The organism is Streptomyces capillispiralis (assembly GCF_007829875.1).
In the GTDB taxonomy this organism is placed as follows: domain Bacteria; phylum Actinomycetota; class Actinomycetes; order Streptomycetales; family Streptomycetaceae; genus Streptomyces; species Streptomyces capillispiralis.
The window spans coordinates 97,443-111,443 of the sequence record NZ_VIWV01000002.1; the positions used below are offsets into that span (position 1 = coordinate 97,443).

At 71.3% G+C, this 14,001-nt stretch carries 10 protein-coding genes; 1 reads left to right on the forward strand and 9 read right to left on the reverse strand.

The features are described 5' to 3' along the window. Window positions 1-2: 2 nt before the first annotated feature. The 8 genes from FHX78_RS35675 to eccD form a co-directional block, all read right to left on the reverse strand. Window positions 3-374, reverse strand: coding sequence for a hypothetical protein (locus FHX78_RS35675; RefSeq protein ID WP_145872337.1), 372 nt, complete (start codon window positions 372-374; stop codon window positions 3-5). Window positions 375-378: 4 nt separating this feature from the next. Then, a complete protein-coding gene (locus FHX78_RS35680; protein WP_145872338.1) occupies window positions 379-834 on the reverse strand; it encodes a YbaB/EbfC family nucleoid-associated protein in 456 nt (151 codons plus the stop codon). Between the two features lie 22 nt (window positions 835-856). Then, window positions 857-4,069, reverse strand: coding sequence for an AAWKG family protein (locus FHX78_RS37075; RefSeq protein WP_167532026.1), 3,213 nt, complete (start codon window positions 4,067-4,069; stop codon window positions 857-859). Window positions 4,070-4,146: 77 nt separating this feature from the next. Further along, window positions 4,147-4,647: a type VII secretion system-associated protein gene (locus FHX78_RS35695; protein WP_229924229.1), complete on the reverse strand. Its 501-nt coding sequence runs from the start codon at window positions 4,645-4,647 to the stop codon at window positions 4,147-4,149. Window positions 4,648-4,709: 62 nt separating this feature from the next. Beyond that, entirely contained in the window at window positions 4,710-5,030 is a 321-nt protein-coding gene (locus tag FHX78_RS35700; protein ID WP_145872339.1) for a WXG100 family type VII secretion target, read from the reverse strand. 64 nt (window positions 5,031-5,094) lie between these two features. Continuing rightward, entirely contained in the window at window positions 5,095-5,436 is a 342-nt protein-coding gene (locus FHX78_RS35705; RefSeq protein ID WP_145872340.1) for a hypothetical protein, read from the reverse strand. Between the two features lie 80 nt (window positions 5,437-5,516). Continuing rightward, window positions 5,517-7,010 (reverse strand): type VII secretion protein EccB, encoded by a 1,494-nt coding sequence (gene eccB, locus FHX78_RS35710; RefSeq protein ID WP_145872341.1) that lies wholly within the window; start codon window positions 7,008-7,010, stop codon window positions 5,517-5,519. A gap of 40 nt (window positions 7,011-7,050) precedes the next feature. After that, window positions 7,051-8,451 carry a type VII secretion integral membrane protein EccD gene (eccD, locus tag FHX78_RS35715; protein WP_145872342.1) on the reverse strand — a complete coding sequence of 467 codons (1,401 nt, stop codon included), beginning with the start codon at window positions 8,449-8,451 and terminating at the stop codon, window positions 7,051-7,053. 325 nt (window positions 8,452-8,776) lie between these two features. Between eccD and eccCa the strand changes: the two genes are divergently transcribed. After that, window positions 8,777-12,751 (forward strand): type VII secretion protein EccCa, encoded by a 3,975-nt coding sequence (eccCa, locus tag FHX78_RS35720; protein ID WP_195832811.1) that lies wholly within the window; start codon window positions 8,777-8,779, stop codon window positions 12,749-12,751. A gap of 38 nt (window positions 12,752-12,789) precedes the next feature. Here eccCa and FHX78_RS35725 read toward each other — a convergent pair whose 3' ends face one another. After that, window positions 12,790-13,941, reverse strand: coding sequence for a S8 family serine peptidase (locus tag FHX78_RS35725; protein WP_145872430.1), 1,152 nt, complete (start codon window positions 13,939-13,941; stop codon window positions 12,790-12,792). Between the last annotated feature and the right edge of the window lie 60 nt (window positions 13,942-14,001).

Here is a 14,001-nt window from a genome sequence, read left to right on the forward strand (position 1 = left end):
CGTCAGTGCTTTCCGCTGCCCTTGTCGCCCACGGCACCGGTCTGCCCCTTCAGCCGGGCGATGTCGTCCATCGCCTGGCCCTGGGCGCCCCTGATGCTCTGGAGCTCCTGGAGGTGGCCCTCCACGATGCCGACGAAGGCATCGCTGATGGCGCCGAGGGCACTGACCACGTACTCGAGGTCCTTCTTGGCCTGCGGTCCCGCCTCCCGGGCGAAGTCGTCGTCGATCCCGTACCACATGGACGTCGGCTGCGTGGCGGCCACGAAGTCACCGGTCATGCCCCGGATGTCCTTGCCGAGTTCGCGGGCCTCCCTGATGAACGACGCGAGCAGCGCGGGATCGGCCTCGAAGGCCTTGCCGTATCCGTACGTCACGCGGTCAGCCCCTCTCTCCGTCTTCGGTGATCTCGTCGCGCAGTCGGTCGCCCGCCCGCCGACGGGCGTCCGCGCCCTTGTCGACCGTGTCCAGCAACGGACCGAAGATGTCGTCCCATTCGACGCCGGAGCCTTCGACGTGGGGCTGGGCACCCGAGGTCTCGGACACAGGGCGGAAGGCTTCCAGCACCATGTGCGCCATGTCGGCCTGAGCCTGGTGGGCGGCCTCGGCCACGGCCGCCGACAGTTGTGCGGCGCCCATGGTGCGGTACTTGCCGTTCAGGAACTTCACCTCACCGAGGTGCCCCTGGGAGTCGACGGTGACCTCCACGCTGCGGTCCTTGGACCGGACCGTCACCGTGGCGGTCCTGAGCTGCTGCTGAGCGTGGTCCACGGCCTGCCTGGTCTCCTCCAGGTGGGCCATGGCCTTGGCCAGCCTTTCCTCGATCGGTTCTGTCATGGCGTGTCTTCCCCTGCTTCCCTCAACGGCCGATCGCCGTAGCGGGGGCGCCGTCCTCGTCGGTGCCCCACACGTCCTCGTCCACGTCGGCCCAGGAGGCCCGTTGGCGGTCGCCGCTCTCCGTCTGCTGCTGCCCGGGTCCGCCCGCTCCGCCCATGGGAGGGGCGAAGGGGGCACCGCCCATCGTGGCGACGTTGTTGCGGCTCGCCGCGGTCACCGTCTCGTCCTGGTGTCCGCCCCGGCCGGCGGAGCGTCGAGTGGTGACGGGCTGGCCGTCGTCGGCCATGGCACGGACCCGTTCGCCCTCGCTGCCCGGTCCGCCGCTGGTCGCCCCGTTGATGCGCGTCCCCATGGGCAGCATCGGCATACCGCCGCCCGCGCCGTTGCCGGCACCCATTCCGTGTTCCGAGGCGTCCGCGGAGTCGAGCAGGTCGTCGTACAACTCCTCCTCGTAACCGAGGTCGCCGTACGACGGCGAGTAGAGGGAGGATCCGCCGCCGGCTCCCGCGCCAGAGGTTCCGCCGGGTCCCGTGGGCAGCGTCTGGCCGGGATCGATGGGCGTGCTGACCGTCGTGCCGTCGGGCCGCTGTGTGGTGACCGTGCCGAGGTCGGGGTCGAAGACGCTGGTGCTCCCGTCGGGGAGCGAGGTGGTGAGCCGGCCGTCCGGACCCAGGGTGGTCGTGCTGCCGTCGCTGTTGGTGATCGACTCCCCCGGCCTCAGGACCTCCGCGGACGTGGAACCGTCGGGGTGCGTGGTCACCACCTCCCCGCTGGGGAGGTCGACGGTCCGGGAGGTTCCGTCCGGGTAGTCCAGGGTCACCGAGCCGTCGGGATTGAGTGTCGTGGTGGCCCCGTCGAGCCCCGGCCCCGAACCACTCGGGAGGTCCAGTCCGCCCGGGAGTCCCGCTCCGGCACCGATTCCGCCCGCCTGGCGCTCGTAGCGCTCCTGGGCCTCGCGCTGCTGCTGCTCGGCACGGCGTTCCGCTTCCTGCTGCCGCTGCTCCTGCTCGGCCTGGAGCCGCTCCTGCCGCTCCTCCGCCGCCTGCTGCTGCTCCTCCTGGCGTGCCTGGTACTCGGACTCCGTCCGGATCTGCCGCTGCTCCTGCTCCTGGCGCCGCTGTTCCTGCTCGGCCTGCAGCTCGTCCTGCTTCTTCTCGGCCTCGCGTTCCTTCTGTTCCTGCTTCTGCTCCTGCTCCGCCTGCTTCTGCTCCTGCTTCTGCTCGGCGGCGGCCTGCTTCTCCTCGACCTCGCGTTCCTTCTGCTCCTGCTTCTCCTCCTGCTCCTTCTCCTTCGCCTCCTGCTTCTGCTCGGCGGCGGCCTGCTTCTCCTCCGCCTCCCGCTCCTTCTGGGCCTGCTTCTCCTCCTGCTCCGCCTGCTTCCGCTCGGCGCGTTCCTCGGCCTCCGCCTGCTTCCGCTCGTTCTCCTGTTCCTTGCGTTCCTGTTCCTTCTTCTGCTGCGCACGATCCAGCGCAGCCTGCTGAGTCAACAACGCCTGCTGCTGGGCGGCCTGAGCTTCCTTCTGCTCCTGCTTGGCCTCCAGCTCGTCCCGCTTGGTCTCGGCCTCCTTCTGCCTCTGTTCCTGCTTCTGCTCCTGCTCCGCCTGCCTCTGCTCCTGCTTCTGCTCGGCGGCGGCCTGCTTCTCCTCGGCCTCGCGTTCCTTCTGGGCCTGCTTCTCCTCCTGCTCCTTCTCCTTCGCTTCCTGCTTCTGCTCGGCGGCGGCCTGCTTCTCCTCGACCTCGCGTTCCTTCTGGGCCTGCTTCTCCTCCTGCTCCTTCTCCTTCGCCTCCTGCTTCCGCTCCGCCTCCGCCTGCTTCTGCTCGGCGCGCGTTTCGGCCTCCACCTGCTTCTTCTCCGCGCGCGCTTCCGCTTCCGCCTGCTTCCTGTCGGCGCGTTCCTCGGCCTGCTTCTGCTTCTCCTCGGCCCGCCTCTCCGCCTCCTCCTTCTCCTTCTTGGCGTCGGCCTTCTCGCGTGCCGCTTGGTCGGTGTTGTACTTCTGCGTCAGGTCGACCGTCTCGGTCTGCACCCTCTTGGGGAACCGCTCGTCGTTGAAGGCGTTCTCGATGTCGATGAGCGCCTGCCGGCCGGCGGTGGCGAGGACGTCCTTCACCGACTTCTGCCATCGCCTGATGGCCTCTTCGCCGATCTTCTTCCACGTCTCCTTCTGCTCCAGCGGCCCGAACGCACGGGCCCCGCCGTAGAAGCCGGGCGATTTGACGTAGTGGTAGCCGCCGCCCACGCCACGAGGGTTGTGAAAGTGTTTGAAGCGGACCTTGGTGATGTTGTGGTACCAGACCTCGTCGGTCACTTCGAGCAGCACGTCGTGGAGCCAGCGCAGCGGGTTGCCCATGTAGAGCTGCCAGGTGTTCCAGGAGCTCCACAGGCGCTGGGCGGCACCCTGTACCTCCCTGCGGAACGCACGCAGGTCGTTGCCGTGGACGGAACCCGCGGACCCCGAGGCGGGGAACTGCTCGCTGTAGGCGTCGTAGTTGCGGGCGAGGGCGTGCACGAGGTCCCGGAAGACGCCGGCCGCCTGTCCCTTCCACGACGCGTCCTGCTTGCCGAGGTCGAACTCCCAGTCCTTGAGGTCGCGGGCACGCTGCTGGAAGAACTGGGCGACGCGGTCGAACGCCTCGGCGTTCATGTCGAAGGACCGCAGGTCGACCACGTCCGCGTCGGTGACCGGCAGGTCGTTCCACGAGAATCCTCGGGTGTTGCCGGTGGCAAGCAGGTGGTTCAGAGCCTCGCCGCCCCCGTAGCTGTACTGCGCCAGGGCCTTGTTGCTCCAGACGGTGTCCTTGGACTGGCCCTGGAAGTCACGGCCGAGCCCGCTGCGGAACTCGCTGCCCATCACCACACCACCGGCCGGGACGTCGAGGCTGGTGGTTCCCAGCAGGGTGACCCTGGCCTTCTTCATCTTGACCTCGGTGTTGACCCCGGCGTCGCCGATGGCCCCCTTCTTGCCCGAGTAGAACGGGACGACGAAGTCGGTGTTCTCGACGCGCCACCCGGAGTTCTGCTGCCGCCACTCCAGCTGGTCGACGGCGTCGACGATGGCGTCGGGGGGATAGCCGTCGTAGTCCGAGAACTCGACCCTCATCAGCGGGATGCTGTCGTTGCCCAGCAGCCGGCCGAACAGCGTTTCACGGGCCGGCATCGTGTAACCCGTCAGGACCTTGACGGCGGTGTGCCAGTAGTCGTCGACGGAGTCTGCCGGGAATACGACGTTGTCGGCCACGTTGGGGGTCCTCCGGGTGACGGGTCAGTGCGGGGCGGGGTGCGACCGGGCGGGCTACGGCGGCCGGGCGGGACGGATCAGTCCTTGTCCTTGCCCCCGCCGGCGCGCTGCCCGCCGCTCAGACCGGACTGGACGTCCTCGAAGACGTCGAGGAACTCCTGGCCGTCGATCTCGACGAGGCTCTTGTTCTGCGCGGTGAACAGCGTGTCGATCGTCGTCTGCAGGTTGTCCACCAGGTCCTTGAACAGCTTGCTCTGCTGTTCGTAGACCTCGATCAGCTCCTCGGCCGTCTTGCCGATGGCCTGGTTCAGCTTCTCGCCCTTGCCGTGCAGGTGCTCCGCCTTGACCATCTGCCCGATGCCGAGCGGCCGCTGGGAGCCGTAGGCCTCGAACTCCTGCTTGCTGGTGATGTCCGTCTGCCTGATCAGAGTGCCCATCGCGGGCCCGAGGACCGGGTCGTCCAGCGCGATCCGGCGCACGTCCTCCTGGAAGGGCAGCACGCGGTTCTCCAGGAACGCCTGGAGACCGGCCTTGTCCATGGCGAGCTTGCCGGTCTTCGGATTCGGGTCTTCTGCCACGGCACGTCTCCTTGAGTCGGGTCACCCGGGCGCGGTGGGGGTGGACGGTCCCCCGCGGGCGGTCAACGGCCGATCTTCACCGAGTCCCACATCTGGGTCAGGGACCGCTCGCTGTACTGGTAGTTCTCCGACACCGACGTCAGCAGGCCCGAGTGCTTGGTCAGCAGCTCCTCCATGGCCTTGACGGCGTTGTCCCAGGCCTGCTGCTTGCGGTCGTAGACATCCCGGTCGTCACCGATCCAGGAATTGCGGAGCGCGTTGAGCTCCATCTCCAGGTTGGAGAGCGTCAGAGCGATCGCCTTGGTCTGACTGATCATGTCGTCGGCGGCGTTGCTCATCTGCGAGTAGTCGACGTAGATGTAGCCGTCCGTGTAGTCACTCATGGTCTGTCCTCGAGTCGCGTCGGATGCGAACGGTGGGGAGTCGGGGCTGCGCGCGGCGGGGGCGTCAGCCGGTCAGCGCGTCGAAGACGGCGTCCGACTGGGCGTACGCGCGGTTGATCTCCTCGTTCGAGGCGCCCTGCTGCTTGCCGTGCTCCGTGAGCGTCTGGTTGAGCGTCTCGATCATGTCCTGGACATTGACGAGGATGACGTCGGCCTTCTCCTCCCACGCGGTCACGAGGTCCCTGAACGCACCACCGTCGCTGCCCTTGTAGTGGGTCATCAGGGTGGTCTTGGTGCCCTCCACGTCCTGGCGGCACTTCATGACACCGGTGAAGGCCATTTCCAGCGCCTGGACACCGTTGCGTGTCGCGGACTCCTCAGACTGCTGCATTCCGTTGACGGCCATCGCCAGCCCTCTCGTCGTTCGGTCCGGGGAGGCAGATGCTATGCACGGCGGACGAGGAGCCCAGCGAATCTGACTTGGCGTCAGGTTGTATCCGCGTTGCTTTTCTTCTCCCCCCAGGCGCAGCGCGGGGAGGTCACCTGCGCCCGGCCGGTCTCGGCCGCCTCGGGATGCAGGTCCGGGCCGGACGGAAGCATCGCCAGCATCAGTGCCGGTATCGCGTTGCGGGTCACGTCCTGGTACCCGAACGCCTCCACGGCCTCCTTGGTGGACAGGCGGTACTTCACCCCCGTCTCGGTGACGAGGTACACCGTGCCGCCCACGTCGCCGCCGGCGGCACCCACGGCACGCACCAGGGCGCCGCGTCCCGGCGGCACCGTGACCCGGTCCACGGGCAGGCAGGCGGCGGAGGACACCCCGGAGGCGTGCTGGGCGACCGGGCCGAGGCCCTGGGTGGCGGCCAGGGAGACACCGACGCGCGTGCCGTCCCCGGCCGGGGTCACGAAGGCGCAGGGCGTCCGGTCGCCGGGAACGGCCACGGCCTTCGGAGGGCTCTTCGGGAATGCTCCCGGGCCGGCCGGCGTCCCGGTCGTCGCGGCCACGTTGCCCTGGAGTACCTCCGAGTTGAGCGGCAGGGGCTTGGGCGCCGCTCCGCCGTACGCCTTCTCGCGGGTGCGCGGGTCACCGAGCAGCAGGGCGAGTTCGGTGGCGGTGAGCGGCGCGAGACCGTCCTCGCGCAGGACGTAGTGGCGTTCCTCGGCGCCCGGCACGGCCAGGACGAAGACCTGGCCGACGGTGGTTCCGGCGCCGCCGAGGCTCCGGCCGGGCGTGCCCAGGCCGGGGATGTCGGGCGGGGCGAGGTCCGGTCCCGCCGGCAGGGCGTTGAGGAAGGCGGCCGACACGGGAACGGGCCGCACGGAGGCGTACCCGAGGGCCTCCTCGGCCGCGGCCTCGGTGTCCAGCCGCAGCCGGCTGCCCTGCCAGAGCAGGTACTCGGTACCGTCCGGGGCGGCGACCAGCAGGCCCTCGTCCGCACCGAGACTCTCGCCGTCCGTGTCGTGGGCGACCGCGAGCGTGGTGGTCACGCGGTCGACGGCGCCGGACGCCTTCATCGTGTGGGTGGCGCACACCTGCCAGGGGGAGTCGGACAGGTCACCGGCGGCGGGCAGGTCGTCGGGCGCGCCCGGTATGCCCACCGGTGTGCCGCGCGGTGTGCCCTTGAGGGATGAGGAGCCCACCGTGGTGGTCTCCAGACCGGCGCCGCCGAGCAGCCGGGCGGAGGCGTAGTTGCGCACCGGGCGCAGTCTGCCGTCGAGGTACAGGTACCGGGTTCCGGTGTTCTTGTCGACGATCAGGCCGCCGGAGGTGCGCCAGGAGTCCTGCTTGCCGGGGCTGATCAGCCCTATGACGAAGGCTCCGGCGGCCACCAGTACGGCGATGATCACGCCGATGGCGATGCCGCGGTTCGTGCGCCCCTGGGGGCTCTCGGGTGCGTCCGGGTCGGAGCGCAGCATGCTCGAGGTCAGCCTGCCCATCAGGAACATGTGGGCCTGGACCTGGTCGCGTTTGTTCTGCATGGGCTCGTGAGTCCTTGGAATCGTGCGGTGCGGGCGGGCGTCAGGCGTTGAGGGCGCGCAGCCAGCCGAAGACGCCGAGCACCCACAGGGCGAGCGGCAGCATGCTGATGGCCATGGCGGAGTGGAGGAGTTCGGCGGCACGGCCCCAGTAGGGCACCAGCCGTCGGCCCGGCACGGTCCAGGAGGCGATGGCCAGGGCGGCGGCGACCGCGACGAGTCCGGCGGCCAGCAGCAGGCGTGCGGCGGGGCCGGCCGAGCCCGCCGTGTCCTGGACGAGCAGCGCCCCGCCCCAGACGCCCGCGGCGACCAGTGACAGGCGCTGCAAGGTGTTGCCCAGCCCCCGGCTGTGCAGCACCAGCAGCACCGACAGGGCCGACATGGTGAGGACGGCGGGCAGGGCGGGCCGGTGGGAGAGCCCCAGCAGGCAGGCTCCGCACACCGCCGCGGTGGCCGCGTACAGGCCGGTCATCCAGCCGTCCGCGGCCACGGTGCGGCCGGCCACCACGGACGGGGAGTGCGGCTCGATGCCCTCCTGCAGCTGCTGCGCGTTGGTGGGCAGAGGAGGCATGCGCATGCCGGAGAGCCGGAAGGACATCGAGGGCACGAACGCGCCGAAGAGGACCGCGGCGAGCGCGACGAGGGCCGCCACGTGGTGCGGGCCGAGATCGGTGGCGATCATCAGCGCGCCGGCGCCCACCGCCGCGACGGCGACCACCACCACGGCCAGGAACAGGGCGGCGCAGGCCGCGACGGCGGCGACGGCGATCATGGCGCCGCCCGCCGCGGCCGCGCCGGCGGCGAGCAGCCGGGACCCCAGCACCTCGTAGTGGTCGGGTCCGCCGAGGCTGCCCCCGGGAAGCAGCCAGCCGACGGCGGCGAAGTAGGGCGCGGCGGCGAAGCCCAAGGCCGCGCCCGCCTCGGCGTCGCCGACGGCACGGCTGGCCGAACCGGCGCCGGCGAGCAGCAGCAGGCCCGCCGCCGCTGCCGCGAGGGCGCGCAGGTGCGCGGGGGGACCGGGCAGGGCGAGCACCGTCAGCCCCGCCGCGAGCACGAGGACGAGCAGGCCGAGCAGGACCCGGCGGGACACGGACACGCTCCAGCCGAAGGGGCGGTCCTGCATGGTGTCGGCGATGCCGTCGACCAGATCGTCCAGGACGACCTCGGGCAGGGCGTCGGTGCGGGGACGCAGGTAGAGCGTCTCGCCGTCGAGCAGTCCGAGCGAGCCGAGGCTCGCGCCCTCCTCGAAGGGCGGCCCGCCCAGGCGTTGCAGCACCCAGCCGCCGTGCTCCAGGCCTTCTTCGGCGAGGCCGTCGCCGGCGTAACTCACGAGGGTGGGGAGGAGGTCGACGACCGGCACGTCGGAAGGGACGGCCAGATCGACGGACTTCGCCGGCGCGTGCACGGTGACACGGCACAGGCCTGACGTGGTGGTGTCGGTCATGAGGGAGAACTCACGCTTCGTTCGTCGGGAGACACTGGTCTCCGGCGGATCGATCGTTGGACGTGTGCGCGCATCGGGCTGCACACTGCATGCTGAACCGGTTCCTCGCGTACATCCGTCCGAGCGAACCGTGAGACGGATCGTAGACTGCTCGCGGCCGGTGAGGTTTCAGCCCGGTGTCCGGTCACGACAGTGCCCGCCGCCTCTTCCGCGTGCCTGAATTCGCGTGCCGTCCCCCCGCGTTGTCCCCGGGCGGCGTCCCTCGTTCCCTGTATCCGTGTCGCGCCGGGTCCGTCCCGGGCAGCAGTCCGAAGGAGAGCGCTCCTTGAGTACCGTCCTGTTCCGCAGGCCCGCGCGTCGACGCGGACCGGACATGCCCGACGGGGAGATGAGCCTCCAGGAGCCGCCCACGCTTCCGGAGGTGACACCCGACAGTTCCGCGGTGTGGAACTACCTGCCGATGGCCTTGATGTCGGTCTCCATGATGCTGATGTACATGCGGCCGGGCGGCTCCCGCAGCGGCACGTTCATCTATCTGGCACTCGGGATGATGGTGGTCTCGGCGGGGGCCATGGTGCTGGGGCAGTACGTGCGCCGCAGCAGTGAGCGCAAGCAGCGCCTCAAGGGCGAGCGCCGGGACTACCTGCGCTACCTGCGCGAGGTCCGGCGCAAGGTGCGTGCCGCGGTGGCCGAGCAGCAGCGGGCCCTGGCCTGGCGTCATCCGGCGCCCGGGGCGCTGTGGTCGCTGGTGGGCACCAGCCGTCTGTGGGAACGCCGGCCCGCGGACGAGGACTTCGGCGAGGTGCGGGTCGCGGTCGGCGGCCAGAAGCTGGGGCTGCGGCTCGCGCCCCTGTCGACCGCGCCGGTGGAGGACCTGGAACCGTTGAGCGCCCATGCGCTGCGGAGTTTCATCCGCGCGTACTCCACCATTCCCGACCAGCCCATCGCCGTGTACCTGAGGGCGTGGTCCCGGGTGCTGTTCCGGGGCGAGGCGGAGCGGATCCGCGCGCTGGCCCGGGCCATGGTGACGCAGCTGGCGGTGGCGCACTCCCCCGAGGACCTGTGGATCGCGGTGTGTGCCTCGGACGGGCGGCGCGCCGAGTGGGACTGGACGAAGTGGCTGCCGCACAACCTGCACCGGGGGGACGAGGACGGGGCCGGCGCGGTGCGCATGACCGTCGCCACGGTCAACGAGCTGGAGGTCCTGCTCGGCCCGGAGTTCACCGAGCGGCCGGCGTACGATCCGGACGCGCAGACCGGGCGTGAAGAACCGTACGTGGTGATCGTGCTGGACGGTGCCGTGGTTCCGGCGGGCCACCGCATGGACGGGCCCGGGTTCCGCAACGCCGTCGTGCTCGACCTGGACGAGGCGCTGGCCTGGAGGCCCGGTCGGGCGACCCTGCGGCTGGATCTGGCGGAGGAGGACCTGCGGCTGGTCCGCACCGACCGGGAGCGCAAGGAGCAGTTCTCCACGCTCGGGCGGCCGGACGGGACGGACGTCGCCACGGCCCGGTCGCTCGCCCGGCGGCTGGCCCCGTACCGGATGGGCGTGGGCCAGGAGTCGAGCGAGCCCATGGCGTCGGACACCGAGCTGACGACGCTCCTGGGCATCGTCGACCTGCACCGCCACGATCCGCCCGCCCTGTGGCGCCGGCGCACCGGCGCGGAGCGGCTGCGGGTGCCGATCGCCGTGGGCCCGGGCGGGACGCCCATCGAGCTGGACATCAAGGAGTCGGCCCAGGGGGGCACCGGCCCGCACGGCATGCTCATCGGCGCCACCGGATCGGGCAAGAGCGAACTGCTGCGGACGCTGGTGCTGGGGCTGGCGCTGACCAATTCCTCGGAGACGCTGAACTTCGTCCTGGTGGACTTCAAGGGCGGTGCGACCTTCCTGGGCCTGGACGAACTTCCGCACACGTCCGCCGTGATCACCAACCTCGCGGACGAGGTGGAACTGGTCTCCCGGATGCAGGACGCGCTCCACGGCGAGCTGGTGCGCCGGCAGGAGCTGCTGCGGTCCGCGGGGAACTACACCTCGGCGCTGGAGTACGAGAGGGCGCGCGCGGACGGGGTGCCGCTGGCGCCGCTGCCGAGTCTGTTCGTCGTCGTCGACGAGTTCAGTGAACTGCTCGCCGCCCATCGCGAGTTCATGGAGCTGTTCGTGATGATCGGGCGGCTCGGGCGCAGCCTCGGCGTGCATCTGCTGCTCGCGTCGCAGCGCCTGGACGAGGGACGGATGCACCAGCTGGAGTCCCACCTGTCCTACCGCATCGGTCTGCGCACGTTCTCGGCCATGGAGAGCCGCGGGGTGCTGGGGGTCCCGGACGCCTACGAGTTGCCGCCGACGCCCGGCAGCGGCTACATCAAGACCGGCGTGGAGGCACTGACCCGGTTCCGGGCGGCCTATGTGTCCGGCCCCTACCGGCGGCGCAGCGGTTCGGTCAACCAGGCGCGGGTGGCCAGTCAGGTGGTGCCCTGGACTGCGGACTGGGTGGTGCCCCGGCAGACGCCCGACCTTCCTCGGGCCGAGCCGGAGGGCCCGGCCGGGGAGGAGGACGACGGCCTGTCGCTGCTGTCGGTGGCCGTGGAGCGGCTGCGGGACGCCGGGCCGGCCGCCCACCAGGTGTGGCTTCCGCCGCTCGGCGCGCCCGCGACCCTGGACGAACTGCTGTCCCCGCTCGCCCCGCACGCGGAGTACGGGCTGACCTGCGACCTCTCCCGGCGGGGGCAGCTCGTCGCGCCCGTGGGCATCGTCGACCGGCCCTTCGACCAGCGCCGCGAGGAGCTGCTGGTGGATGTGTCCGGAGCCGGTGGCCATGTCGCCGTCGCGGGCGGTCCGCAGAGCGGCAAGTCGACACTGCTGCGGACGCTGATCACCTCGCTCGCGCTCACGCACACGCCGCGCGAGGTGCAGTTCTACTGCCTGGACTTCGGCGGCGGATCCCTCGCCGGGCTGGCGGGCCTCCCCCACGTGGGCGGGGTGGCGGCCCGCATGGACACCGAGCGGGTGGGCCGGGTGATCTCCGAGATCACCGCGCTGCTCGCCCACCGGGAACGGTTCTTCCTGGAGCACGGCATCGACTCCATGGCCTCCCTGCGGCGGCGCAGGGCGGCCGGGGAGTTCCCCGACGAGCCGTACGGCGACGTCTTCCTGGTGATCGACGGCTGGTCCACCGTGCGGCAGGACTTCGACCAGTACATCGGCACCTTCAACGCGGTGGCCGGCCGCGGCCTGAACTACGGCATCCACCTCGTCGTCACCACCTCCCGCTGGGTGGAACTGACCGCCACCGTCCGCGACCAGGCCGGCACCCGTCTGGAGCTGCGCATGGGGGACGCCATGGACTCCGGCATCGACGTGCGCAAGGCGGCGGGCGTGCCCCGTGTCCCCGGACGCGGCCTGACCCGCGACTCCAAACTCCACTACCTCGCGGCGCTGCCGCGCGTGGACGGGCGGCCGGAGGCCGAGGACCTGTCCGAGGGCATGGCCGATCTCGTCGCCCGGGTGCGGGAGCACTGGGCGGGGCCGCCCGCCCCGCCCGTGCGGACGCTGCCGACGCTGCTCCCGGCGGGCGAACTCCCGCCCGTCGAGGGGGACCTGCGGGTACCGCTCGGCGCCGAGGAGGAGTCCATGGGCACCCTGTGGCACGACTTCGCGGCCACCCCGCACCTGATCGTCGTCGGCGACACCGAGAGCGGCAAGACCAACCTGCTGCGCCTGATGGCACGGGCGATCACCGAGCGCTACACGCCGGCCGAGGCCCGGATCATGGTGGTCGACTACCGGCGCACCCTCGTGGAGTCGGTACCGGAGGAGTACCGGCTCGGCCACGCCGTCACCGTCGACGCGCTCAAGGAGCTGGTCCAGGGCGCGGCACGGGCGGTCCGCACCCGGCTGCCCGGACCGGACATCACACCGGCCAGGATGCGGCTGCGCGACTGGTGGACCGGACCGAGGCTGTTCATCCTGGTCGACGACTACGACATGGTCGGCGGCGGCGGTCCACTGAACCAGCCGTTCGAGCCCTTGATGGACCATCTGGCGCTGGGGCACGAAATAGGCATGCACGTGGTGGTCGCCCGTTCGGCGGCCGGAGCCGGACGGGGCCTGAACGAACCGCTGCTCAGGCGGCTGCTGGAGGTCAACACGCCGGGCATCCTGCTGTCCTGCCCGCCGACCGAGGGCTTCCTCTTCGGCAATGTCAAGGGCCGCAACCTGATTCCGGGCCGCGGCACGCTCGTCACCCGGCGCAAGAACGTCGACGTCCAGACGGCCCTGATCGACGCGGAGGGCTCATGAGGGCTCTTCCCGCCCCGCGGGCGGCCGGCGGACGGTGGCTACTGTGCCGGCCGCCAGCCCCTGGCCTTGCCCAGCGGTACGACGACCATGGCCGCGCCGATCAGCAGCACCACGCACAGTGCCCCGCCGCCGAGGAGCAGGGCCCGGTCGCGGGTGCCCCCCGCCGTGGTGTGCGGCATCCGCGCCGGTTCGGGCCGGGCCTCGGCGTTCGCCCGGGTCGTGGGCAGCACCGCGGTGAGTCCGGCGTAGGCGTCCAGCCGCGGGACGCTGTCGGGATAGGCGGCCTCCTGAAGCCTGCGGGCCACTTCGGCGGCGGAAAGACCCGGGAGGTAGGACCGTACGAGGGCGGCGGCTCCGGCGACATGCGCGGCCGCCAGCGAGGATCCCGAGCCGAGGAAGTGTCCGTCGCCCTCGACCCCGATGCCGACGACCGCGTCGCCGGGGGCGGAGAGGTCCGGGGCGAGTGCGCCGGGGGCGGCCTCGGGCCGGGTGCCCGCCGGACCGTGGTCCACGACCGACACCACGTCGGGGACGCGGGCCGGCCAGTAGGCACGCGGGCGGGTGTCGGGCCTGCCGTCCGCGCCCTGGGGGGCGACGTCGGGTGCCGCGGGTGCGACGACGAGCGCGTCCTTGTCCAGGGCGTACGCGACGGCGTCGGCCAGGTCCTCGCCGTCCCCGGTCAGGACCTGGCCGACGTAGACGACACCGGCTCCCTCGTCGGCGGCGGTCCGGATGCCCTGGGCGATTCGCGCCGCGTCCGGATTGCCCAGGGCATCCGTGCCGCGCAAGGCGAGGATCTCGGCGCCGGGCGCGACGCCGGTGACGGTTTTGGGGCCGGTGGCCGCCGCGGCGATGAGCCCGGCGGCGAAGCTCCCGTGTCCCACGCAGTCCTCACCGGCCTCGCCGACGGCAGTGACCCGGCCCTTGAGGGCGGGTGTCCGCGCAGCGACACCGGTGTCGATCACGGCCACGGTGACACCGGCGCCCCGCGACAGCTGCCACGAACGGGGCAGTTGGAGGGCCTGGTGGGTCCAGGGGAGCAGTTCGGCCGTCTTGGTGGAGGCGGTGGCACAGGTGTCGTCCACCGCCATGCGCAGGCGCAGCGGGGGCAGGGGCACCGGCTCGCCGTCGGCAGCGGCAGGCGGGGCGAGTACCAGGGCAGGAACAGCGGCGACCGCCGCGAGCGCCATGGCACGACGGCAACGGTCGTACGGCATGGGGCAGATGATATGGGAAGCGGCGGTGGAGGC

Excerpts from the sequence above, each read along its gene's own strand:
- FHX78_RS35680 (WP_145872338.1), bottom strand. The coding sequence starts at position 834 with ATGACAGAACCGATCGAGGAAAGGCTGGCCAAGGCCATGGCCCACCTG.
- eccD (WP_145872342.1), bottom strand. The coding sequence starts at position 8,451 with ATGACCGACACCACCACGTCAGGCCTGTGCCGTGTCACCGTGCACGCG.
- FHX78_RS35700 (WP_145872339.1), bottom strand. The coding sequence starts at position 5,030 with ATGAGTGACTACACGGACGGCTACATCTACGTCGACTACTCGCAGATG.
- FHX78_RS35725 (WP_145872430.1), bottom strand. The coding sequence starts at position 13,941 with ATGGCGCTCGCGGCGGTCGCCGCTGTTCCTGCCCTGGTACTCGCCCCG.
- eccB (WP_145872341.1), bottom strand. The coding sequence starts at position 7,010 with ATGCAGAACAAACGCGACCAGGTCCAGGCCCACATGTTCCTGATGGGC.
- FHX78_RS35705 (WP_145872340.1), bottom strand. The coding sequence starts at position 5,436 with ATGGCCGTCAACGGAATGCAGCAGTCTGAGGAGTCCGCGACACGCAAC.